General features: G+C 46.2%; 20 protein-coding genes. 12 read left to right on the plus strand and 8 right to left on the minus strand.

Translation table 11 applies throughout. From position 1 onward, the window contains the following. Positions 1–2: 2 nt before the first annotated feature. Positions 3–734 (minus strand): SIMPL domain-containing protein, encoded by a 732-nt coding sequence (locus B5D42_RS07530; RefSeq protein ID WP_078830840.1) that lies wholly within the window; start codon positions 732–734, stop codon positions 3–5. 270 nt (positions 735–1,004) lie between these two features. On the opposite strand from B5D42_RS07530, the gene B5D42_RS07535 reads away from it, so the two are divergent. Continuing rightward, entirely contained in the window at positions 1,005–2,396 is a 1,392-nt protein-coding gene (locus tag B5D42_RS07535; RefSeq protein WP_078830841.1) for an MATE family efflux transporter, read from the plus strand. A 57-nt stretch (positions 2,397–2,453) separates the two neighbouring features. Here the strand turns inward: B5D42_RS07535 and corA are convergent, their stop codons facing one another. Beyond that, positions 2,454–3,554, minus strand: coding sequence for a magnesium/cobalt transporter CorA (corA, locus tag B5D42_RS07540; RefSeq protein ID WP_078830842.1), 1,101 nt, complete (start codon positions 3,552–3,554; stop codon positions 2,454–2,456). Between the two features lie 63 nt (positions 3,555–3,617). On the opposite strand from corA, the gene B5D42_RS07545 reads away from it, so the two are divergent. Beyond that, positions 3,618–4,595, plus strand: coding sequence for a YheT family hydrolase (locus B5D42_RS07545; protein ID WP_078830843.1), 978 nt, complete (start codon positions 3,618–3,620; stop codon positions 4,593–4,595). On the opposite strand, the gene recQ is transcribed toward B5D42_RS07545, so the two are convergent. Continuing rightward, on the minus strand, positions 4,592–6,766 hold the full coding sequence (gene recQ / locus B5D42_RS07550; protein ID WP_078830989.1) for a DNA helicase RecQ: 2,175 nt from the start codon (positions 6,764–6,766) through the stop codon (positions 4,592–4,594). The genes B5D42_RS07545 and recQ overlap by 4 nt on opposite strands. Positions 6,767–6,945: 179 nt before the next feature. On the opposite strand from recQ, the gene B5D42_RS07555 reads away from it, so the two are divergent. After that, positions 6,946–7,323: a hypothetical protein gene (locus B5D42_RS07555; RefSeq protein ID WP_078830844.1), complete on the plus strand. Its 378-nt coding sequence runs from the start codon at positions 6,946–6,948 to the stop codon at positions 7,321–7,323. A 3-nt stretch (positions 7,324–7,326) separates the two neighbouring features. Beyond that, positions 7,327–8,643, plus strand: a complete 1,317-nt coding sequence (locus tag B5D42_RS07560; RefSeq protein ID WP_078830845.1) for a hypothetical protein — start codon at positions 7,327–7,329, stop codon at positions 8,641–8,643. A 14-nt stretch (positions 8,644–8,657) separates the two neighbouring features. On the opposite strand, the gene B5D42_RS07565 is transcribed toward B5D42_RS07560, so the two are convergent. Next, positions 8,658–9,419 carry a 3-keto-disaccharide hydrolase gene (locus B5D42_RS07565; RefSeq protein WP_139367039.1) on the minus strand — a complete coding sequence of 254 codons (762 nt, stop codon included), beginning with the start codon at positions 9,417–9,419 and terminating at the stop codon, positions 8,658–8,660. Positions 9,420–9,425: 6 nt separating this feature from the next. Beyond that, the gene (locus B5D42_RS07570) at positions 9,426–10,757 is read right to left on the minus strand and encodes a Gfo/Idh/MocA family protein (RefSeq protein WP_139367040.1); all 1,332 of its coding nucleotides are present in this window, start codon (positions 10,755–10,757) and stop codon (positions 9,426–9,428) included. A 137-nt stretch (positions 10,758–10,894) separates the two neighbouring features. On the opposite strand from B5D42_RS07570, the gene B5D42_RS07575 reads away from it, so the two are divergent. Beyond that, a complete protein-coding gene (locus tag B5D42_RS07575) occupies positions 10,895–11,704 on the plus strand; it encodes a 5'-nucleotidase, lipoprotein e(P4) family (RefSeq protein ID WP_176112940.1) in 810 nt (269 codons plus the stop codon). A gap of 48 nt (positions 11,705–11,752) precedes the next feature. Here the strand turns inward: B5D42_RS07575 and B5D42_RS07580 are convergent, their stop codons facing one another. Further along, positions 11,753–11,977, minus strand: coding sequence for a helix-turn-helix domain-containing protein (locus B5D42_RS07580; protein WP_078830847.1), 225 nt, complete (start codon positions 11,975–11,977; stop codon positions 11,753–11,755). Positions 11,978–12,321: 344 nt separating this feature from the next. Here B5D42_RS07580 and B5D42_RS07585 point away from each other — a divergent pair, with 344 nt between their 5' ends. The 4 genes from B5D42_RS07585 (at position 12,322) to B5D42_RS07600 (ending at position 18,627) form a co-directional block, all read left to right on the plus strand. Next, positions 12,322–12,549, plus strand: coding sequence for a hypothetical protein (locus B5D42_RS07585; protein ID WP_139367041.1), 228 nt, complete (start codon positions 12,322–12,324; stop codon positions 12,547–12,549). Positions 12,550–12,694: 145 nt separating this feature from the next. After that, a complete protein-coding gene (locus B5D42_RS07590) occupies positions 12,695–13,984 on the plus strand; it encodes a TlpA family protein disulfide reductase (protein WP_176112941.1) in 1,290 nt (429 codons plus the stop codon). A 31-nt stretch (positions 13,985–14,015) separates the two neighbouring features. Next, a complete protein-coding gene (locus B5D42_RS07595) occupies positions 14,016–17,225 on the plus strand; it encodes a SusC/RagA family TonB-linked outer membrane protein (protein WP_078830849.1) in 3,210 nt (1,069 codons plus the stop codon). 28 nt (positions 17,226–17,253) lie between these two features. Continuing rightward, the gene (locus B5D42_RS07600) at positions 17,254–18,627 is read left to right on the plus strand and encodes a RagB/SusD family nutrient uptake outer membrane protein (protein ID WP_078830850.1); all 1,374 of its coding nucleotides are present in this window, start codon (positions 17,254–17,256) and stop codon (positions 18,625–18,627) included. Between the two features lie 75 nt (positions 18,628–18,702). On the opposite strand, the gene B5D42_RS07605 is transcribed toward B5D42_RS07600, so the two are convergent. Both B5D42_RS07605 and B5D42_RS07610 read right to left on the minus strand, forming a co-directional pair. Continuing rightward, the gene (locus tag B5D42_RS07605; RefSeq protein WP_078830851.1) at positions 18,703–19,005 is read right to left on the minus strand and encodes a DUF6520 family protein; all 303 of its coding nucleotides are present in this window, start codon (positions 19,003–19,005) and stop codon (positions 18,703–18,705) included. A gap of 60 nt (positions 19,006–19,065) precedes the next feature. Further along, the gene (locus tag B5D42_RS07610; protein ID WP_078830852.1) at positions 19,066–19,506 is read right to left on the minus strand and encodes a MauE/DoxX family redox-associated membrane protein; all 441 of its coding nucleotides are present in this window, start codon (positions 19,504–19,506) and stop codon (positions 19,066–19,068) included. Between the two features lie 150 nt (positions 19,507–19,656). Here B5D42_RS07610 and B5D42_RS07615 point away from each other — a divergent pair, with 150 nt between their 5' ends. The 3 genes from B5D42_RS07615 to B5D42_RS07625 all read left to right on the plus strand — a co-directional run bounded on the left by B5D42_RS07615 (position 19,657) and on the right by B5D42_RS07625 (position 23,153). Then, positions 19,657–20,124, plus strand: coding sequence for a DinB family protein (locus B5D42_RS07615; protein ID WP_176112942.1), 468 nt, complete (start codon positions 19,657–19,659; stop codon positions 20,122–20,124). A gap of 69 nt (positions 20,125–20,193) precedes the next feature. Continuing rightward, positions 20,194–22,239 (plus strand): phenylacetic acid degradation bifunctional protein PaaZ, encoded by a 2,046-nt coding sequence (gene paaZ, locus B5D42_RS07620; protein ID WP_078830854.1) that lies wholly within the window; start codon positions 20,194–20,196, stop codon positions 22,237–22,239. A 137-nt stretch (positions 22,240–22,376) separates the two neighbouring features. Then, positions 22,377–23,153: an enoyl-CoA hydratase/isomerase family protein gene (locus tag B5D42_RS07625; protein ID WP_078830855.1), complete on the plus strand. Its 777-nt coding sequence runs from the start codon at positions 22,377–22,379 to the stop codon at positions 23,151–23,153. The last annotated feature ends 65 nt before the right edge of the window (positions 23,154–23,218 follow it).

The following is a 23,218-nucleotide window of genomic DNA, read 5'->3' on the forward strand; positions in this document are numbered from 1 at the left end:
AATTAATTCGCCAGATATTCAACCCGCAAGGTAATGGATGCTGTCTTTTCCCGTGAAGTTGTGTTGAAAGATCCGCCGTAACTGTACTCTTCGTTATTGTTCTTCCCGGTGATCTGGAATACGCCCATCGTGGCTTTTTTCAGGTTGCCCAGGCTGATCTTTGAACTTCTGGCAATGGTTTCGGCCCTGTTTTTGGCATCTTCAGCGGCTTTTGCAAGCAGGTCTATCTTTAATTCATTCAGTTTACTGTAGTAGTAATCAGGTTTTTGTGAGTTGAACTCGATTCCCTTCTGCAGCAGCGCAGTTACTTCTCGCGAAACAGCTTCTACCTGTGCGATGTTTTTTGAATCCACGGTTACCGCACCGCTCAGCGTATAACCACTGAACGAACTTCCGGTGACCCTGCCGTTATCATCGAACGTGTTCTGGAAATTTTTTTGTACATCAACTGCGGAGAAAACAATGTTACTGTCGGCCACACCCTTTCCTTTCAGGTAAGCAACGATCTCTGCCTCATCGTTTTTCAACAAGGCATAAGCCTGTTTCAGGTCTGAGCCATAACGGTTGAATACGCCTTTCCACACAATCTGGTCGCTGGTGAAATCTGTTTCGGCCAGTCCCGTCACAACAATGGTTTCTGCAGAACGAAACTTGTATTTGTAGGCACCGGCAAGAATAAAACATCCTGCCAGAACCGCAACTGCAACGATGAGGTATTGTGCGTATGTTTTCATGGTTTAAATATAACGAATCGTTCCAGCAATATGTTTATGAATGCTGCCCGTTCCGGATTTTACGGTTGAAACAACAGAAAAAGTCATGCCCATTCATCATTGTTTTTTTGCAGATACGATGAAAACAATACTTTTGTCCACTAATACTTTTTTATGATCATCTGCTAAGCAGGGCTTAGTTCTCTCCCGACAAGCCCGAACCTTACGGCTTCTTTTATTTCGCGGTACCTGTATACCGCCGGATTTCTGTTTTATTAAATCAACATTCAAATGAACACAAATAGCAATCAGCCTAAACAAGGCCTGCTCTCTTATATTAAGGAATCGCTTAACAGCGAACACCAGGATTTTACCCAGGGAAGCATACGCAAAGCCATTTTCCTGCTGGCAGTACCCATGATACTTGAAATGTGTATGGAGTCTGTCTTTGCCGTGGTCGATATATTTTTCGTCGGCAAACTCGGTCCCAACGCTGCCGCAACGGTAGGGTTAACGGAATCTTTTCTCACGCTGATCTATTCTGTAGCCATTGGTTTAAGCATGGCCGCTACTGCCACTGTTGCAAGACGGGTTGGTGAGAAAAACCCCGAAGGTGCCGCAAAAGCCGGTGCGCAGGCGATCATGATAGCAGTAACTTTTTCCATACTCATCTCTGTAGCCGGTTTATTCTTTGCCGATGCTATTCTGAGGTTAATGGGTGCAAACGCCGAGATCATTGCCATGGGAACCTCCTATGCACGGATCATGCTGGCCGGCAATATCGTGATCATGTTATTATTCCTGATCAACGGAATTTTCCGCGGGGCGGGAGATGCCGCTATTGCCATGCGCAGCCTGTGGCTGGCCAATATCTGTAATATCATTCTTTGTCCTTTACTCATTCATTTCTTCGGTTTGCCGGGCGCCGCTATTGCAACAACCATAGGACGGGGCATTGGTGTCTGCTACCAGCTTTACCGTTTATTTAAAGGAAAAGGTGTGATCAGCATTCAGCTCCATCATTTCAAACCCGATCCTGCCATACTTAAAAGCCTGTTGAGTATTGCTTCAACAGGAACACTGCAGTTTATCGTAGGTTCTGCAAGCTGGATCGCAATGGCGCGTATTATTACCGGCTTTGGCAGTGATGCTATTGCAGGTTATACGATCGCTATCAGGTTGCTGATCTTTTTTATCATGCCGGCATGGGGGCTCAGCAATGCCGCCGCTACATTGGTTGGCCAGAACCTTGGTGCCGGTTTGCCGGAAAGAGCAGAACAGTCTGTCTGGAAAACTGCCCGTTACAACGCTATTTTCATGGCTGCGGTTTCTTTGCTGTTTATCGTCGGGGCTGAATTTTTTGTTGGCCTCATAAATTCCGATCCTGCTGTAATGAAGACCGGTGTTGCTGCATTACGCACAGTAAGCATGGGTTATATCTTCTATGGCGTAGGTATGGTGATGATCAATGCGTTCAACGGGGCCGGCGACAGTCGCACGCCAACCTGGATCAACCTGTTCTGGTTCTGGATATTCCAGATCCCGTTTGCCTACCTGCTGGCTTCTGTCTGGAAACTGGGTCCGCAGGGTGTTTTCCTGGCCATTGTGATCACGGAAACCTGTATCGCTGTTACCAGCGTAATTATTTTCAGGAAGGGTAAATGGAAAACGGTGAAGATCTGACCGTAAGAAATAATACGATAAAAGCGGCGCGGATAACTTGTCCGCGCCGCTTTATTTTCAGAACCAGCCCCTTTTCCTGAATATGCGCAACATCCAGATCGGGATGAACAGCATGGCGGAAACTGCGATAAAGAAGCCGTATTTATCGTGTATGTAGGGAATCCTGTCGAAGTTCATTCCGAAAATACCGCCGATGACCGTTGCCGGAGCCATCAGGCAGGTAACAACGGCCATTACTTTCATTACTTCATTCATTCGGAGGTTGACGTTGTTCAGATACAGGTCCTGCAGGCTCATCATCATATCGCGGTAGTTCTCCGCGAGATCGGTGGCCTGTATGATATGATCATAGATGTCTTTGAAATATTTGGTGGTGCGCTCTTCCAGCAGATCACTGTCGCTCCGGATAAAACCATTGATCAGGTCCCGCACCGGGTTCACATTTCGTTTGAGTACGATCAGTTCTTTCCGCAGGTTATTGATCTCTGCAAGCGCGCGGTTATTGTTACCGCTGCGGATGATCTTGTCTTCCACGAACTCGATCCGTTCGCTGAGCTTTTCCATCACAACAAAATAATTGTCCACGATCATATCGAGCATGGCATAACAGAGATAATCGGCTCCGCTCTGCCTGAGCTTGGTTCCGGCGATGCGTAGTTTGTCGCGGATAGGATTGAAAACATCCCGCTGCGCATCGTCCTGGAATGATAATACGAAATGATCACCCAGTACAATGCTGATCTGTTCTGTTTCCACGGAACCGTTCTGTTCATTGAAATAAAGCATGTTCAGCAGGCAGAACAGCACCGGCTCCATTTCATCCATCTTCGGACGCTGCCCCACACTGAGAATATCTTCCTGTATCAGCATATGTATGCCGAATTGTGCGCAGATCTTTTCTATATCTGCTTTCCGGATACCATCTACATTGATCCAGGAGATCCGCCCGTTGTCTTTATAACGGATGCATTGGGCAGCATCTTCCAGGCCGTGTTCGTCGAAGCTGTCGGGCGAATAATCGAAAATTTTGATGCTTACTTCTGCCGGTTCTTCACGTGCGGGTATCACGGTAGGATTTACCTGGAAAATATCCCTTGTCCGTTTTGTATCGGAAAAGGAGAGCAGGTTCAGGTATTTGAAGTACTTGTTTCCTTGCATACATTGAAGATAGAACAAATTCGCAGCGCCGCCATTCGTTAACTTTGCATCATAACAATTCTTATGCCTGTACTAGAAACGCCTATACTCCGCCCGGCATTCCTGCACCTGAATGGTCATTTGCAAACGATATTCCCGCTATTGTTAAGAAGGATCGACTTCCGTTATACAGACAGGGAAAGGGTCGAACTTCCCGATGGAGATTTCCTTGATCTTGACTGGCACCGCAACCCTGAGCCATCAGATAAACTGGTACTCATCACGCACGGTCTTGAAGGCGATTCGAGCCGCGAATATGTAAGAGGACTGGCAAAGCTTTTTGTTGCCAACGGTTATGATGTACTGGCATGGAACTGCAGGAGCTGCAGCGGTGAAATGAACCGGCTCCCCAGGTTTTATCATCATGGCGATTTTGCCGACCTGCATTTTGTACTTAAATATGCAATCGGTACATACGGCTATAAAGACGTGGTGCTGGCCGGGTTCAGTATGGGGGGAAGCCTTACGCTGAGGGCGGTGGCCGAAAACACGGATAGTCTGCCGACTGAAGTTTCAAGCACAGTCAGTTATTCTGTTCCCTGCGACCTGAAAGCCTGTGCCGAAGCGCTAACAAGAAAAGAAAACCGTGTTTACCTGAAGCGCTTCCTCAAAAAACTGGGCGAAAAGATCAAAGCAAAGGAAAAAATCTTTCCTGGTGTGATCAGTGCCGAGGGTTTTCACAACATTAAAAATTTCAGTGATTTCGATAACCGGTATACTGCACCATTGCATGGTTTTGACGACGCAGATGATTTCTACCGGAATGCCAGTGTAAAACCCGCGCTTAAAAAGATTCGTGTTCCCTCTCTTATCGTGCAGGCACTTAATGATCCGTTTTTGGTACCGGCCTGTATTCCTTACGAAGAGGCTGCAGAAAACCCAAGTCTTTACCTTGAAGTTCCGGCAACAGGCGGTCATTGCGGATTTATGATCAGGAACAGCAATTATACCTATGCCGAACTCAGGGCATTGGAATTTGCAAAGCAATTCGCCAAAGTTTAAGAAGTCTTTTGTGCTTCCAGGTGTGCAATCATCATTTTAATTTCGGCATAACTGATATTATCCGGCAGTTGCTCTTTAATCATTTTCAGCCGCTGGGTTCCGAGTTCGCGTAGTTTTTCTTCGATCAGTGCCTGTTTGGCCGGGCTGACAAATTCCGACACGCTGATATCGCCGGTAAGAACATAATATACCAGGTGAGATTCAACTGTTACAGTGGAAAGTCCTCTTGCTTTTGCGATCTCTTCAATTGAATGTCCTTCTCGAAACAGGTCATAACTGGCTTTTTTGGTATCCGGGTTTCTTTCTGCGCGCGGTCTTTTCTCTTTTTTAGCCTGCCTGAGTTTCATGCGGCTTGTAAGATCATGCCGGTTGCAATAATCCTGAACGAGTTCCAGGAATGGTCCGCCATAACGCTCCGTTTTAAAAGTACCAAAGCCTGAAACAGAGAGTAATTCTTCCCTGGAGCCCGGAAGGAATGTAGCCAGGTCGAGTAAAGTGCTGTCGCTGAAGATCAGGTAGGCCGGTGCATTTTCTTCATGGGCAATACGGTTCCTTAACTGCTTCAGTTGCTCGAAAAGTTCTTTTTCATAGTTGTGCTGCTGGTAAATAACCGGCTCCGGCATTTCCCTTGCTGCAATAACCTGAACAGGTGCAGCCAGGAAGACCCGCTGACCATTGAACAGCACATCCTTGCTTGCCGGTGTCAGTTTGAGCAGGGGGTAAGTACCTTCTGCCTGAACCAGGTAACCGGCATGCAGCAATTCTTTGATATAGTGTACCCATTCTTCCTTTGGCAGGTCTTTACCTAAACCATATACGCTCAGCTGTTTATGCTCGGCTCTTATTTTTTCACTGTTGCTGCCTCTTAAGAGGTCTGCTATATAATGCATACCGAACTGCTCCTGTACTCTTGCTACCGCACTGAGGATTTTCTGTGCGATAACGGTACGATCGCTGAGTTCCGGTTTACTGAGACAGGTATCACAGTTGCCGCAATAAGCCGCTGCGGTTTCGCCGAAATAATTGAGCAGGTACTTCCGCCGGCAGCTTCTGGTTTCGCAGAATTTAGCCATCTGGTCGAGTTTGCGCATGAGGATCCTTGTCTGTTCCTCATTATTTTCAACTACTGAAAAATTGCGCAGCTTCATCACATCGCCCGCACTGTAAAAGAGTAACGCTTCACTGGCCAGTCCATCACGACCGGCCCGCCCCGTTTCCTGATAATAGCCTTCTATATTTTTAGGAAGGTCGGCGTGGATCACAAAACGAACATTGCTTTTATTGATGCCCATACCAAATGCGATCGTAGCAACAATGATGCGGATATCGTCTTTAAGAAACAGTTCCTGGTGTTTATCCCGGACAGTTTTTTCGAGGCCCGCATGATAAGCAGCAGCATTGAACCCATCGTTCACAAGGTCTTTGGCAAGGCTTTCCGTAGAAGCGCGGCTGAGACAATAAATAATACCGCTGTCTCCCGGGTGTGCATGGAGATAAGTCACAAGCTCATCGTAATAACCTTTTTTCGGCTTAACGGTATACCGGATATTCGGCCGGTTAAAGCTGTTTTCAAAGACGCGGGCCTGCTGTAGCTGCAGTTGTTCGATAATATCCCTGCGCGTAATATCATCCGCAGTTGCCGTCAGCGCGATCAGCGGAACCTGGGGAAAACGGTTTTTGAGCTGGCTCAGATAGCGGTATTCTGCCCTGAAATCGTGGCCCCACTGGCTGATGCAATGTGCTTCGTCAATAGCGAACAACGAGACATTAATGCCTGAAAGATACTGGAGGAACTGCTGGTCTGCCCCAACGAGCCGCTCGGGTGCAACGTATAAAAGCTTCAGTTCGTTTTTCCTGAGCTGCTCCAGAATAACGGCCTGTTCTGCCGCATGCTGGCTGCTGTTGAGAAATGCCGCACTGATGCCGTTGAGGGTTAGTGCATCTACCTGGTCTTTCATTAACGCGATCAGCGGACTGACAACAATTGTTACGCCATCAAAACACAGGGCCGGCACCTGGTAACAAAGGCTCTTTCCGCCACCGGTAGGCATCAGCACAACGGCATCATCACCATTAAGTAATTGTGAAACAATCTCTTCCTGGTTATGCCTGAACCGGTCATAACCGAAAACATTTTTTAAAACCGCTGCGGGAGATGCAATCACTGCCATATCATTCGTCTGCTTCAGATAAAAATGCAATATAGCATGAATAGCAGCCCCGGTACAATAAGTATTTGCCGAAAAAATTACCAGCGGTTAAGGATGCGTAGAATTACGATTGCATTTTTGAAATACATGTATTAAAATTGTATTAAATATTTCATCATTCACATAAATGCAACCAAAACATGCCTTCTAACACCGTACGTGCTACCGTTAAGTACACGACCACAGATGTCAATCAAACTTATTATCTTACTGTGATCATCGGGAACGGACAGGTTGGAAGTTCCGCGTTCATCAATGCAGACATGACCGTTTTTAACCCGGATGTTGAAAATGCCCTGATCGGGACAGGTGCTGCTATTATTAACAAAACCTTCCTGGTATCAACCACCGACATACATGCCAATCCAGCGAGCCTTACCCAGATCGTCAGCTATTATATCAGCACGGCTCCGCTAGACCTCAGCAACCTGGGTAATATAACTCCGGCAGGAACAAGCCAGGTAGAAACCAGTCCTGCTCAGACCTATACCTTCATTACGAAATTGCAGTTCAGTTAGTCTATGAAAAAGCTATTCGTATTATTGATGATCTGCGGAGCAGGAATAAAAATGCACGCACAGAGCAATATTTCATCTATTGTTCCATCTTCAGCACCCGCGTTTACAGTATTAGGGATCAGCCCTGTTGAAATTTCAAAGCCCAATAACTGGAATGCGCTTCAGGCATCCCTGTTCCAGAATTTTGTGTCGAACGACCAGGTCGGTATACCCAAAACCTTTTCGCTGGAGTTTTCGCCATACTGGTTAAAAGACCGCCCTAACTTCACCTATAAAAACTACCTCGATAAAAAAGCGTTTTCCCTGCGGAACCTTTCTCTTTCTCTTGCTTCATCCAAAGTGCCTTATGGCGCAGATACCGTGCAGGCAATGGGCTTCGGGTTCAGATTGCCGGTAATAACGGGCAATGGAAAATCATCTATTGCCGAGATGCGTAAAAACCTTGAAACGTTCATTAACAAGAAAAGGGCGCAGAGTACCAACTGGCAGTCTTTATTCTCTCTCTATCTTGCTGCGTTTAATTCCAATGCCACGATCGCCGCTTTCAAGGATTCTATCAACACGAATCTTTCAAAGAAAACCAGCGAACCGTTCAAAAGTAATTCAGAAGCCATACTGATCCTGTACGCCAATAATATTGCGCCGATGTTGAAAGGGAAAGACAGTGTACTATACGGAACCCTCGGCGATGCAATTGTGGACACGGCTTCTGCCTATTATAATATACGGAATACGGATCTCGCGAAAGAACTAACCGATACGATAAGCGCAACACTGCGCAACGTAAGCCAGCTGGAATTTGCAGGCGGCCTGGGTCTTGCATTCCCTACCAATGATTTTACGTTCTCAAAAGCAACGCGGGCTTCTTTCTGGGGGAATTATTCCTTCAACATCTCGGCAAAAGATAAGATCGACGGAACCATCGGGTTGAGGTATATGCACGATTTTTCCATCGATACAATTAAAGCAGGAAATAATTACGATGCGGTTTTCAGACTGAACCTCGCACTCGGCGCCAAAGAAAGTTTTACCCTGTCTGCCTGGGGCGTATTACGCTACAAAACAAGCCAAACCAAATCCGTTGTTGTAAACGGCGAAACCTATTATAACCGCCAAACAGATACAGATAACAAATATGGTATCGATATCAGCTATAAATTATCTGATAATGTTGCCCTGTCTTACTCTTTCGGCAAAGGTTATGGCAAGGATAATTTTCTCGGAAACAACGGCCTGATCAATTACCTGAACCTGTTCTATGCACTGAGTACAAAAGTGCAGCAAACGAAAAACGGGGATTTCGGTTTCAAAACATTCTGATCATATACTGATTACTAAAGCTCACGGATCCAGATATTGCGGAAACCGGCTGCAATACCGCCATCCTTTCCATGATCCTGGATCACCAGCGATTCTTTTGGGGCATGTGCCGTATACGATGGTGCGCCGATCCATTCACTGGAACCCTTGATAGCTACATGGTTCTGGATCAGTACACCGTTTTGCAATACGGTAATATAAGCCGGAGAGATCAGCTTGCCATTGGCATCAAATTTCGGAGCCGTGAAAATGATATCGTAGCTCTGCCACTCGCCGGGCTTGCGGCAGGCGTTGACCAGTGGAATGTATTGTTTATAAATGCTTCCGGCCTGCCCGTTCACATAAGTAGGGTTCTCATAGCTGTCGAGCACCTGTAACTCATACCTGCCCATCAGGAAAATACCGCTGTTGCCACGTGTCTGACTGCTGCCCGCTATTTCAGCCGGAGAACGCCATTCCACATGCAGCTGACAGTTACCGAATGCCTGTTTGGTAATAATATCGCCGGTTCCTTTTTCAATAATGAAAGAGCCATCGGCCTGTTTTACAATACCGGGCGCGGTTCCCTTTTTTGTTTTCCAGGCATCGGCATTGGAACCATTATAAAGTATGATTGCATCGGAAGGCGCATCTGAGCTGGTTTTTCCGGGCGTAACCACAGCCGGAACGGGTGTCCAGACTTCTGTTTTGGCGGCTTCTTTTACAAGGCTGTCTACATTTTGGGCTTTGGCGGCAGCAAAACAGAACATGGCAATCGAAAAACAAACAAGTTTCATAATGAACTAGATTTTAGGTAAGGCATAACCATTGTGGTAAGATGCGGAAAGATATTTTTTATTGATCTCATTATCCCGGAAACGGCCTGCAGCGCGATCCCACTCGAGTTTGCGCCCGCTCCGGTAGGCAATATTACCCATCTGCGCAAGCGTTGCGATGGATGCACCGGCTTCTATAGGACAATTCAGGTCTTCAGATTTACGCGAGCGTACAGCACCAATGAAATTGATCCAATGTTTATCAAGACCATTATCGGATGATTTTGAAAACGGAACCACAACTTTGGAACTGTTCTTCTTTTCTTCCAGCACTTCCCAGCCGCCCCGGTTCAATACCAGGGTTCCGTTATTGCCAATAAATGCAATGCCATGGTCTTTACCATAATTGCCATTCCCGATACCGATCGCATGATCCCAGATCAGATTAAAATTTTCAAATTCATATAATGCCATCAGGGTATCGGGGGTCTCGTCTGCCGAATCGGGTTTGGCAAATTTGCCGCCGAGTGATGCAATGCTCCTGGGTGTATCGGCCTTCATTCCCATCAGGGCATAATCCAGCAGATGAACACCCCAGTCCGTCATTAAACCACCTGCATAATCCCAGAACCAGCGAAAGGTAAAATGGAACCGGTTAATATTAAAAGGCCTGTCGGACGCCGGTCCCAGCCATAGTTTATAATCAACACCGGGAGGCACAGGAGAATCGGGCTTTTTTTCCAGGGGTTGTTTCCAGTCGAGGTAACACCAGGATTTTACCGTGCGGATATTGCCTAATTGTCCGCTGTGCACAAAACGGATGGCATCGCCGAAATGCTGCTGGCTTCTTTGCCATTGCCCGGCCTGTACAATCCTGCCGTATTTCTGCTGAGCGGCAACCATGACCCTGCATTCGGTAATGGAATTACCTACAGGTTTTTCAACATATACATCTTTACCGGCCTGGCATGCATGGATCATCTGTAATGCGTGCCAGTGATCGGGCGTACCGATGATCACTGCATCTACCTCTTTCTGATCGAGCAGTTGCCTGTAATCGGTATAGCAACGGATGCCGGACGTGTCTATTTTCATGTCGGCAAGCTCCGCGAGCCGTTTATCGATCACCTGGCGGTCTACATCGCAAAGCGCAGTGATCGCCACATCAGGCACTTTCAAAGCCGCTTTTATATTAGACCAACCCATGCCATTGATACCGATGGCGCCGATATTGACCCTGTTAGCCGGTGAGCCGGGCTGCTTGAATAAGCCGAATGCTTCATTCTGAAAAGCCGAAGCGAACATGCTGCCGCCGGCAACAAGCGCGGATTGGCGGATAAAATTTCTCCTGGATGACATAGTACGGAGGGGTTGTTAAAGAAACAATGCTAAAAATTAGGAAGTTTTTGTCAGTAATTTGCATGTTCGAACCGGCAGGGAATAATTTTCTGCCGGAAGGAACAGCAATAATTGCATCAAGTATTAAAAGGAAGTGTATGAAACGTTATATGAGAAGGTTGCTGATCGCAGTATTAACCGGGATCACATTATCTGCAACCGCACAGAATATCACGAAACCGGACTTGGCACCGGTAAAAGAGTTGCCCGTATTATTCCACCAGACAGCAGCGGAATACCGGGCACTTTGTTACCAGGCATTCAATACAGCCAAACTTCAACTCGAACTGCAACTGAAGAAAAAGAAACGTAAAGAGAAGTGGGCGATCGTTACCGACCTGGACGAAACCATTCTTGATAACAGTTATTCGGAAGCAAAGCTGATCAAAGAGGGAAAAGAATATACCGGCGCTTCGTGGAAACAATGGGTGAACCTGGCAGCCGCAACAGAAGTTCCGGGTGCATCTGATTTTCTGCGTTGGGTGAAAGCACAGGGCATCAGCATCTTTTATATCAGTAACAGGGATACATCGGATGTGGTCCGTACCATCGATAACCTGAAGGGTTTGAAATTGCCGGATGCAGACACCGCACATACCTTATTCAAATCCTCAACATCATCCAAAGAAGAAAGACGAAAAAAAGTAATGCAAAACTACCAGGTAGTAATGTTGCTGGGAGATAACCTCACAGATTTCACAGCATTCTTTGAAGAAAAAGACCTTGCACAACGCGCCGCAGAGACAGATAAAGTACGTACGAGCTGGGGACAGAAATTCATTATGCTGCCCAATGCCATTTACGGCGACTGGGAAAACGCGATTTACAATTACCAGCGCGGACTGACGCCGGAGCAAAAAGAAGCGAAGCGGAAATCATTATTAAAGGAACCACCAACAGTGCAGTAAAGACAAAAACAAGAATTACGAGGCATCCGGAAGCGGGTGCCTTTTTTTTTAAAAGTTCAGTAGTTCATCCACAGGAATTTCAAGACCGCCGGCGAGGGCAAAAAGCATGGTGAGGGTAGGGTTGCTCTGGCCTTTTTCAATACGGTGGATCTGGCTGAAATCGACATCGGCAAGATCGCCAAGCTTGCGCAGGCTGAGCTTCTTCTGGTTGCGGATCTTTTGCAGGTGCTTTCCGAAGCTTTTCAGCATTTTTTCATCCCTCGTGTTATTCATCTACAAAAATTCACGATAAAAAAGAAAAATATTGTAGGATTATATGCATACAATAAATAATTGTTTTATATCTTTATGAAACAGGCATTCGTAATGCTTCATTTGTTTGGATAGAAGCATTATAAATGTCGTTTAAGTATAGACTGCGAAGTTGGCGGGGCACATAACCGGATTATATCAATACTACCGGTGGATTGCCTGTTACATTATTACCGGCTTCGGACCAGGCAAACCGTATCGATGCCTATCGGGCATGCTGTATACGCTTATATGCGTGTATATATTCTGACAGACGGGTTCATTATTCAATCAGGGAAATATTATTATTCATTAAAAGCGGAGCTATGCATGTTATGCAACCATGGTACGAAACATTCTTTCATAAGCGATACAGGCTATCCATGCGCCAGTTGCTGTTGCATGCGCTGATCCGTCAGTATGAACATGCGAGGCATGCCCGTAAGAACACCTGGCCGTTATTAAAGAATGTGTATTTGCTTTACCGGTTAAAAGGATGTGGCCTTGCATTGCTGCAGACACAATTTTCAAAGAAACCAAAGAACCCCGTATAGGTAAGAAGGGGGTTAAGAAAGACAATTAACAAATCTTTTCTGCTCCTCAGCCTGCACTTCGTTTTAACCGGAGTGCCCACATTTAATTTTCCATTTATTGTCATGATCCTGGTCTGAAAGGCCCTGGATGAAAATTCAACCGTGTATGAAAAAACGACTCATTTGCGTAATGGCTATTCTATTGCCTTTACTGATCTATAGCCAACAGCCATCTTTAAGATCGTTAACGATCGGTGATGAAGTGCCTGATATAAGATTATCAAATATCCTGAACTACCCCGTTTCTAATATCCAGCTATCATCCTTGAAGAACAAACCGGTTATCCTCGATTTTTTCGGAACCTGGTGCGGGTCTTGCATTGCTGCGTTGCCGCATCTGGACAGTCTCCAGCGAAAATTCGATACCTCCGTGCAGATACTGGTGGTCTGTTATGAACCAACGGCCAAGATCCGCGCTTTCTTAAAAGAAAATCCCAAAGCGAAGGGGTTGAAGCTACCGTTTGTAACGGCAGACAGTATTCTTAGTAACTGGTTTCCACACCGGGCATTTCCGCACGAAGTATGGATCGACGGCAACAGGAAGGTAAGTGCAATCACAGAAGCGCGCCATGTAAATGAGGCGAATCTGCGCAAATGGTTCAGTGGCATCGCACTCTCGCTTCCGTTCAAATATGAACAGATGAAATTTGATGCGGGCCGTTCATTTTTTGAAAGAGGGAACGGAGAAATACCCCCGAAGTTTTTATTCCAGTCTGCACTTTCCGGTTATATGACGGCAATTGGCGGAAGAACTCAAGGTGAATCGAAGGGTATATATCCCGGAACGACACGTTATTATTACCTGAATTATTCGGTGCTTGCTCTTTACAGGCGGGTAATAGAAGATCGGTTGCCCGGTAACAGGATCATTCTTGAAGTACAGGATTCTGCCAGGTTCGTTTTGCCTGCAGACGCGAAGCAGCGAACAGACTGGCAGCAGAAAAACCTGTACTGCTATGAAGTAACCGCTCCCGATCTAACACCGAAATCACAATTGATGCAGCAGATGCTTTCGGATCTTAATAATAACCTGCACCTGAACGGTCGCATAGAACAAAAGCGGGTTAAATGCCGGATCCTGATCCGCAATGAAAAAGTGCAGGTTGCCAACTCCGGTCTGCCAGCCGAATCACATGTTTCTAAAAACGGGTTTTCGCTCCGGAATAAACCTGTCCGCACGCTTTTAAGTCATCTGAATAACTGGAATATACAGGAACGGATTCCGCCGATAGTGCTGGATGAGACCAATTACAAGGGAAATATCGATCTCGCCCTGCAGATCTCAGACATCCGCGACCTGCAGGCATTGAGAGCAGCCTTGCAACCGTTCGGGCTTGACATGACAGAGGAAGAAAGACTTGTGGAAGTGCTGGTGTTAACAGAAAAGACCCCGTAGCACTCATTTTTCAATCACCAAAATTAACAGTATGAAAATCACGTCTATTGTATGCCTTTTTCTTTTATTGATGGGCACAGCCCGATCGCAAAGCACAGTCAGAGGACATGTGCGGGATGCCACAAATGACCGCCCCATCGAAAATGTTCAATTGCATTTTTCAGTATCCGGGAAACAAACCATTTCAAAGCAGGACGGAAGCTTTACGATCTTGCTTACCGTTCCTGCAGATACGCTTGTTGTTACGCAGCTTAACTATAAAACACGGCGGATACCGGTGCGCTTACCTTTTTCCGGATCATTGTCTATAACGCTCGAACCGGATATGAGTAACCTGGAAGAAGTAATAGTGAACACCGGCTACCAGCAACTGCCGAAAGAAAGGGCAACGGGCTCTTTTGCAGTAGTAAACCGTTCACTATATAACCAGCAGGTCAGTACGGATGTATTAAGCCGGCTCGACGGAGTTGCGAACGGTTTTATTGCGGATAAAAAAACACAGCAGGGCGGAGTTAATTACACCATCCGCGGATTAAGCACGATACAGGGCCCGCGCCAGCCATTAATAGTGCTGGATAATTTTCCATATGAAGGCGATATCAACAACATCAACCCGAATGATGTGGAATCTGTTACATTGCTGAAAGATGCCGCCGCGGCTTCAATATGGGGCTCGCGGGCTGGCAACGGCGTGATCGTGATCACTACCCGTAAAAGCAGGCTGAACCAGCCATTGTCGGTTGAGTTCAATGCCAACTTTACATTTGCAGGTAAAACAGATCTCGGCGCGATCCGGCGTATCGGATCTCCTGACTATATCGACGTTGAAAGGTTTCTTTACGATAAAGGATATTACGCATCCAATATCAGCTCTTCCTCGAGACCCGGTCTTTCGCCGGTCATAGAGATCCTGCTGAAAAAAACGGCTGGAACACTCAGCAGCGTTCAGGCCGATGCGCAGCTGAACGCATTGAAAAGCATCGATGTCAGGAATGATTTCAATAAATATGTTTACCAGCAGGCAACCAGGCAGCAATATGCTGTTACATTAAAAGGCGGCAGTAATAACATGGCCTGGCTTTTATCCGCAGGGTATGATAAAAACCTGACAGACCTAGCTGCCAGCTACACACGCGCCAACCTGCGGTGGGAAAGTAATTACCGGGTTGCAAAAAATACGATGATCAATGCCGGGATCTATTTAACACAGAGCAATACCGGTTCCGGTAGAAACGGTTACCTGGATATCAGCGGCGCCGGCGCATACAAACTTTATCCTTATGCACAGCTGGCAGACAACAACGGTAATGCGCTTACAATAGACAAACTCCGCAGAAGCTATACAGATACCGCAGGCGGGGGCAGGTTGCTCGACTGGAACTATTATCCTTTAAACGATTACCGGTATAATACCACATCTACACCGGCACAGGATGTGCTGATCAATCTTGCTATACAGCATAAATTATTCGCAGGACTGACAGCAGACATTAAATACCAGTATGAAAAACAACAGTCGAACCAGAGCCTGCTGCAGGGTTTGAACAGCTATGCAGCACGCGATCTTATCAATAGGTATACACAGATCAATTATGTTACGGGTGATGTTGTGAACCGAGTACCCATTGGTGCAATACTCACCAATAACAATAGCCAGACAGAATCTCATAGTATACGGGGGCAACTTGGTTTCGACCGGTCCTGGAACGAACACGCAGTTACCTTGCTGGCTGGTGCCGAGTACAGGCAAACGGATCTGACAGGCAGTTTTTTCCGGACCTATGGCTACGATGAACAGTTAATGGTAGCAGGAAATGTTGACCCGACAACCGCATACCCTGATTTTGTAACCGGAACAAAATCATTCATCGGCACAACCAATGTATTCAGCGGCAGGTATAACCGGTTTATTTCCTTCTTCGGAAACGGTGCATATACATATAAAGGAAAGTACACGATATCAGGAAGCCTCCGGAAAGATGCGTCCAATATGTTTGGCGTGAACACCAATGAGAAATGGACACCATTGTTTTCTTCGGGTATTACATGGGATGTATCGCGGGAGTCTTTTTACAGGCTTAAGGCGCTGCCGTATTTAAAATTCAGGTTAACCTATGGGTCCAGCGGCAATGCCGATCAAAGTAAATCTTCCGTACTCACGATTGCCTATAGCGGAGCATCTCCATATACACAAACCCAATATGCTGTTATTGGTCAGTATCCAAACCCGGAGCTGAGATGGGAAAAAGTAAACATGTTGAATGCCGGAGTTGACTTTCGCTTAAAATCGGAAAGACTAAGCGGAACCATAGAATATTATGTGAAGCAGGGCCGTGATCTGTTTGGCGCAGATCAGATCGATTATACCACCGGCGTGGGCACATCTATCATAAAAAATGCGGCAAACATGACCGTGAAGGGGTTAGATATAGAACTCAGCAGTCTTAACACAACAGGCAAGATAAAATGGAGCACCACGCTGAACTTCAGTTATAATGAAGACAAGATCACAAAACTTTTCCTGAGTAATAAACAGGGAAGTGCATTTGTTGGTGGTCCGGGTTTGCTCTCGCTCACCCGGGTGGAAGGAAATCCGGTGTATGGAATTTATTCTTACAGGTGGGCGGGTCTCGACCCGGCCAATGGAGACCCGATGGGTTATTTAAACGGTCAGGTAAGCAAAAACTATACAAATCTTACAGGCGCAGCAACGCAGTTGTCAGATATCGTATATAACGGACGGGCATTGCCCGCGGTATTCGGTGCAATCCGGAACACCCTTACATATAGGGCTTTTTCACTGAGCGCGAATATCACCTATAAATTCAATTACTATTTCAAAAAAGAGTCGATTAATTACAGCCAGCTGTTCTCAACCGGTACCGGTCATTCAGATTACGAAAAACGCTGGCAGCAGCCGGGCGATGAATTAAAGACGGATGTGATTTCGATGCCTTACCCTTCAAATTCAGCCAGGGATGCTTTTTATAACGGATCTGAAATCCTTGTGCGTAAAGGGGATCATATCCGCCTGCAATACATCAGCCTTTCATACGAGTTTAAAAAAGGTGCAGGACTACCGTTGCCGTTTCAGCGGTTACAATGTTATATGACCATGAATAATATCGGCATTTTATGGCGCGCTAATAAAGACGGCCTGGATCCGGATTATCATACGGCAACAACCGCGGTACCTCCACCACCGATGTCTCTGTCATTGGGTCTGCGGGTAGCCTTCTGATCATTTTTCAATCAGCAAAAACAATGTAATGAAAACAATAAAAAAGGTTTATATAACAATATATGTATTGGCATTATCCTGCCTGTTATCATGCCAGAAACAATTAGATACGAAACCAGATGTGCGGCTGGTTGTTCCAACGGAACTGAAAGATATTCAGGCCCTGCTGGATAATTACGTGAATATCAACAACAGGGATATTGGTTCACTTGAGACCAGCGCCGACTCCTATTATGTAACAGATGCAGATTATCTAGCGTTTGCCGAACAGATAAGGAATATGTATGCGTGGAAGAATGAAAATATTTTTACCATCGGCACCATACCTTCTAATAATGACTGGTACCTGCTATACGAAGTGATCAATATCGCCAATAATTGCATCGATGGACTTTCTAAAATTGACAGGACTCCGAAGAATGCAAAAGAATGGGATAATATTATGGGACAGGCGCTATGCCTGCGTGCAAAGTCGTTTCTCAGCGCAGCGTTTGTATGGTCGCTGGCCTATGATGACAATACTGCAGCAACGGATCCTGGCATTGTGTTAAGGCTTAGTTCAGATTTCAATATTCCGTCAGCGCGCGCCTCCGTAAAACAAACCTATGAACAGGTCATCAGGGATTTCAAAGAAGCGATCCGCCTGCTGGATGTGAATCAGCTGAGTGTATCCAGGTTTTCGAAACCTGCGGCGTATGGCCTGCTTGCCAGAACATATCTTTCCATGCGTAATTATCCGGCAGCGGGTTTATATGCCGATTCCTGCCTGAAGCTGAAAAGTACACTCATTGATTATAACACATTCAATGCAGCACTCACATTCCCGTTTGCGAAATTCAACGCAGAAGTTTTGTTTGGGCAGTGTCTTACATTAACGGCGGCCCTGAACATGTCGCGCGCTAAAATTGACAGCAGTTTTTATCGCTCTTATGCAGATAACGATCTGCGCAAAACCTTGTTTTTCCGAAATAACAATAACGGCAGCTATGCATTTAAAGGAAGCTATGATGAATCTGACAAACCGTTTGCGGGTATTGCAACCGATGAAGTATACCTGATGCGGGCAGAATGTTATGCGAGGGCCGGTAATATTTCAGCGGCAATGACTGATCTGAATACGCTCCTCGCCAAAAGAATAAAAACAGGTACGTTCAGCGCCATTACAGCCACAAACCCGGATGATGCATTGAATAAAGTTCTAACGGAAAGAAAAAAAGAACTGGTGTTCCGTAATGTCAGATGGATGGATATCAAACGGCTGAATAAGGAAGGGGCAAATATCAGCCTGAAAAGGATCATCAGTAACGAAACGATCGTATTGCCAGCCAATTCAAGGAGGTTTGCACTGCCATTACCCGAGGAAATCATCAGACTGACCGGCATGCCGCAAAACCAATATTGACACAGAAGGTACTTGTATCCCCCTTCTTGATGCAAGAGCGGTAATCATTATGATTACCGCTCTTTTTAAACAGGATTACTGGTTGCTTTCTTTCAACGACTTGAAAATGGAGTTGCTGAGCTGATTGGTGTTTTCAGCATTGTCAAGCGCATCCTGAAGGCTGGCTTCTTCAGGGATTTCCACCCTGCAGGGAACTTCGGGGTCTCCGGAGCAGAAGCCAACCGGCTCGCTGCCAGATGTATAACCGGATTCGAGATAAATCTCCGAATCATTTCCTGTGAAATGATACACCTGTGTGGTTTTGATGCCGGTAAAAGCAGATGCAGTAATGGCAAAAACCACAGCAACTGCCGCCAGCGAGATCTTGAACTTTTTCATGATTCAAAATTTAGTGTTGATGCCCGTTTTTAAACCGGGCTGAAAATTGCCTACTCTGTTCTACAGGTTTTCGGCATCGCCTGATTGCGCAATTATTTTATTGTATAGGAACAATGAATAGAAACAAATACCGGTATATGCCAGGTTAAATACAATATGCCATTTCCAGCCCAGCTCCTGTATTACGCCTCCGCAGCTGCAAGGCAGCTTCGGAGCAAACAGCAGCATCAGTACTATATAAACAGTAAAAACGATCAGCAGGAAAAGGCTCAGGTATAAACCGGCTTTTGAAGTTCTTTTAAAACAAAGCAGCAATGCGGTCAATAACTCCGTCCCCACCAAGGCATAAGCCGTAATACCCGGCGAAATACCCCAGAATGGGATCAGCGAGAGCGTTCCTGTAAAACGATCCATTTCAAAAAGCTTCGAAAGTGCAGTATAACACCATAAAAAAATAAGCAGCGCTTTCAGCAGGTGATATAAAACCAGTTGCTTTTTCATACAGCTAACTTACACATGCCCGAAAAGCTGGCTGCCGGTTTATACATGTATTTATACATCGGTTTTCCGGGAAAAAATACGCTTGCTGGACGTGACCACAGGCTTTTACTGTCGGGATGCGCGTTATCTTTAATCTGCAAAGCCTGTTATATGAATACACCGGAAGAAAAATTCCTGCGGAATGAAATGATGCCGTTATTACAAACGCTTACTCCCGTAAGTGAAGCGAAATGGGGTAAAATGAATGCGCAGCAGATGATCGAACATCTTGCCGCATTTTTTAAAGTATCCACCAACCGGCTTAAATTTCCATTGATTACTCCCGAAGAACAACTGCCCGCGTATAAAGCCTTCCTGCTGAGTAATAAACAATTCCGGGAAAATACACAGGCCCCGCTCTCTGTTCTGCCTTCCGAACCCTTGCCGCTCAGGCATCCTGGTATGGAAGAAGCAATGGCTGCGCTGGATCATGCTGCTACTGAATTCTACCAGTTCTTTGCCACAGATCCGTCTTTGCAGACAACACACCCGGTATTTGGTCCGCTTAATTATCACGAGTGGATCTTGCTTCACTATAAGCATGTTTCCCATCATGCCCGCCAGTTCTCGTTGATGTGATTGTTAAGGCTTTCTTTTTCTGCAGTATCGAAAGCTATCAATCGTTAGCTTTGTAGATAAACGATTGATATGGCCAAATTAGAAAATTATATACTCGGTAAATGGATCACTGGTGATGGCGACGGACAGTTGCTGCTGAATGCCGTTACCGGTGAACCGGTTGCTGCAGCCAGCGCCAAAGGACTGGACATGGCTGCTATTTTAGATTATGCAAGGTCTAAAGGAAACCCGGCATTAAGAAAAATGACATTTCAGGAGCGCGGACTCATGCTTCGTTCCCTGGCACTTCATCTCCGGAACCATCTGCCAAAATTTTATGAGGTCAGTTACAAAACCGGCGCAACAAAAGCAGACAGCTGGGTTGATATAGAAGGCGGCATCGGCAACCTCTTCGCATATGCGTCGCTCAGACGCCGTTTTCCCGATGAACCGTATTGCCTTGACGGCGAAAATCATATCCTGGGTAAAGCCCAGACTTTTATGGGTCATCACCTGTTGCTGCCTAAAGAAGGAGCGGCCATACATATCAATGCATTTAATTTCCCTGTCTGGGGCATGCTCGAAAAAATAGCTGTGAACCTGCTTGCCGGCGTACCCGCTGTAGTAAAACCAGCCACCCTCACCAGTTTTTTAACGGAAGCTGTAGTAAAGGAAATTATCGCATCGGGTATTTTACCGGATGGCGCCCTGCAACTGATCTGCGGCAGTGCCGGCGATCTGCTCGATCATGTAACAGCCCAGGATGCGGTTACTTTTACCGGCTCTGCTTCTACAGGACTAATGCTGAAAGGCAGTAAAAAGATCATGAGCGAAAGCGTTGCGTTTACGATGGAGGCAGATTCTCTCAACTGTATTGTTTTAGGGGATGATGTAACGCCGGATATGCCGGAGTGGGATATTTTTATCAAAGAAGTCCGCAAGGAGATGACCACCAAATGCGGACAGAAATGTACTGCCATCAGGCGCATTTTTGTTCCTGAAAACAAGCTGGAAGAGGTACAGTCGGCGCTTATAAAATCACTTGGGCAGACGGTGATCGGTAATCCGCTGAATGAAAAAGTACGCATGGGCTCACTCGCCGGCGAAGAGCAGCGCAGGGAAGTGCGGGCGCAGGTACAAAAGCTGCTTGCTTCTTCACAACTGATCTATGGTTCGCTCGACAGCGTGGATGTACTGGATGCGGATGCCATGAAAGGCGCATTCATCAGCCCGATGCTCCTGCGTAATGAGAAACCATTTGATAGCAGGGAAGTGCACGAAGTGGAAGCGTTTGGTCCCGTATCTACCTTAATGCCTTACCGCAACCGCGAAGAAGCGATCGCGTTGTCAAAAATGGGGAAAGGCTCATTGGTAAGTTCCGTTGTAACCGCCGACCCCACAGTTGCAAAAGACTATGTACTGGGTGCGGGAACATGGCACGGACGTATTCTTGTATTGAATGAAGCCTGCGCAAAAGAAAGTACCGGACACGGCTCGCCGCTTCCGTTACTGGTGCATGGCGGTCCGGGAAGAGCAGGCGGCGGTGAAGAAATGGGCGGCATCAGGGGAGTAAAACACTACATGCAACGTGTAGCCATACAAGGAACTCCGGATATGATTACTGCCATCAGCAATGTTTACCAGCCCGGTGCAAAAGGCCATTCCGACGGGGTGCATCCTTTTAAAAAATACTTTGATGAATTAACGATCGGCGAACAGATCATTACGGAAAAAAGACTCATCACAGCAGAAGATATCAACCGGTTCGCAGATCTCAGCGGCGATCATTTTTATGCTCACCTGCAGGATACGGATTTTTCAGGTACCATGTTCGACAGGCAGGTGGCCCACGGTTATTTTATCATGAGCGCCGCCGCCGGCCTTTTTGTAGACAGCTACGAAAAGAACCCGGTACTTCTGAATTATGGTATTGATGAATTACGCTTTACCAAACCCGTTTACCCTGGCGCAACAATTTATATACGGTTTACCTGTAAGGAGAAGACAAGCCAGGAAAAGAAAACAGAAACGGATATTGACAAGGGTATTGTAAAATGGTATGTGGAGATCATCGACGACCAGGAAGAAATTACCGGTGTAGCCACAATACTTACCATGGTGGCCAGGAAACCCTGATTCGTTTAACATTATATTATCATTTCCTGCTGGCTGAAAGAAACTTGTCTCAAAGGAAAAACCGAATAATGGTGTAACTTTAAAGCAAGGGCTGCGAGGTCATACGCAAGATTGTTTAAAAGGAAAATATGTAAATTATGATTGAACAGATTAAAGAAGGACATGTTAAAGTAGAGCGGGAACACGGGATAGCAACGATAGAATTTTATCACCCGCAAAGAAATTCATTACCGGGAGCCATCCTGGAAGCGCTCGCAAAAGATATTCACAGCGAAGGGCTGAACAAAGACACAAAAGTGATCATCCTCAAATCCGCTGGCGATGGCATTTTCTGCTCCGGTGCTTCATTCGATGAACTTGCTTCTATTAAGAACGAGGAAGAAGGTACACGTTTTTTCACCGGGTTCGCCAACGTGATCAACGCCATGCGTAAAGCTCCCCAGCTGATCATTGCCCGCATCCAGGGTAAAAGTGTCGGCGGTGGTGTAGGCCTTGCCGCTGCTGCAGATTATGCTATAGCAGTAGAGGGCGCAGAGGTAAAACTCAGCGAACTGGCTGTTGGTATCGGTCCTTTTGTAGTTGGACCTGCCATTGAAAGAAAGATTGGTGTGTCTGCTTTTTCACAGCTGGCCATCGATGCCAACCTATGGCGCCCGGCCGACTGGGCAAGGAGAAAAGGCCTGTTTGCTGAATTGCATACAGATGTTGCAGGTATGGACGATTCTATACAAAGACTGGCCAATAACCTTTCTCTTTCCAACCCTGAAGCCATGCAGGAGCTCAAGAAAACACTCTGGAAAGGAACCGAACACTGGGATACGCTCCTGAAAGAAAGAGCCGGAATCAGTGGTCGCCTCATCCTGAGCGAATACAGCAAAAAAGCGATCGAGAAATTCAAAGTGAAACTCGCGTAGTGTAATAACATATAGTATAAAGAAAGGCCCGGGTCAACCGGGCCTTTTTCATATTACCAACAGGC

Source organism: Sediminibacterium ginsengisoli (assembly GCF_900167075.1).
GTDB classification, from domain to species: Bacteria; Bacteroidota; Bacteroidia; order Chitinophagales; family Chitinophagaceae; genus Sediminibacterium; species Sediminibacterium ginsengisoli.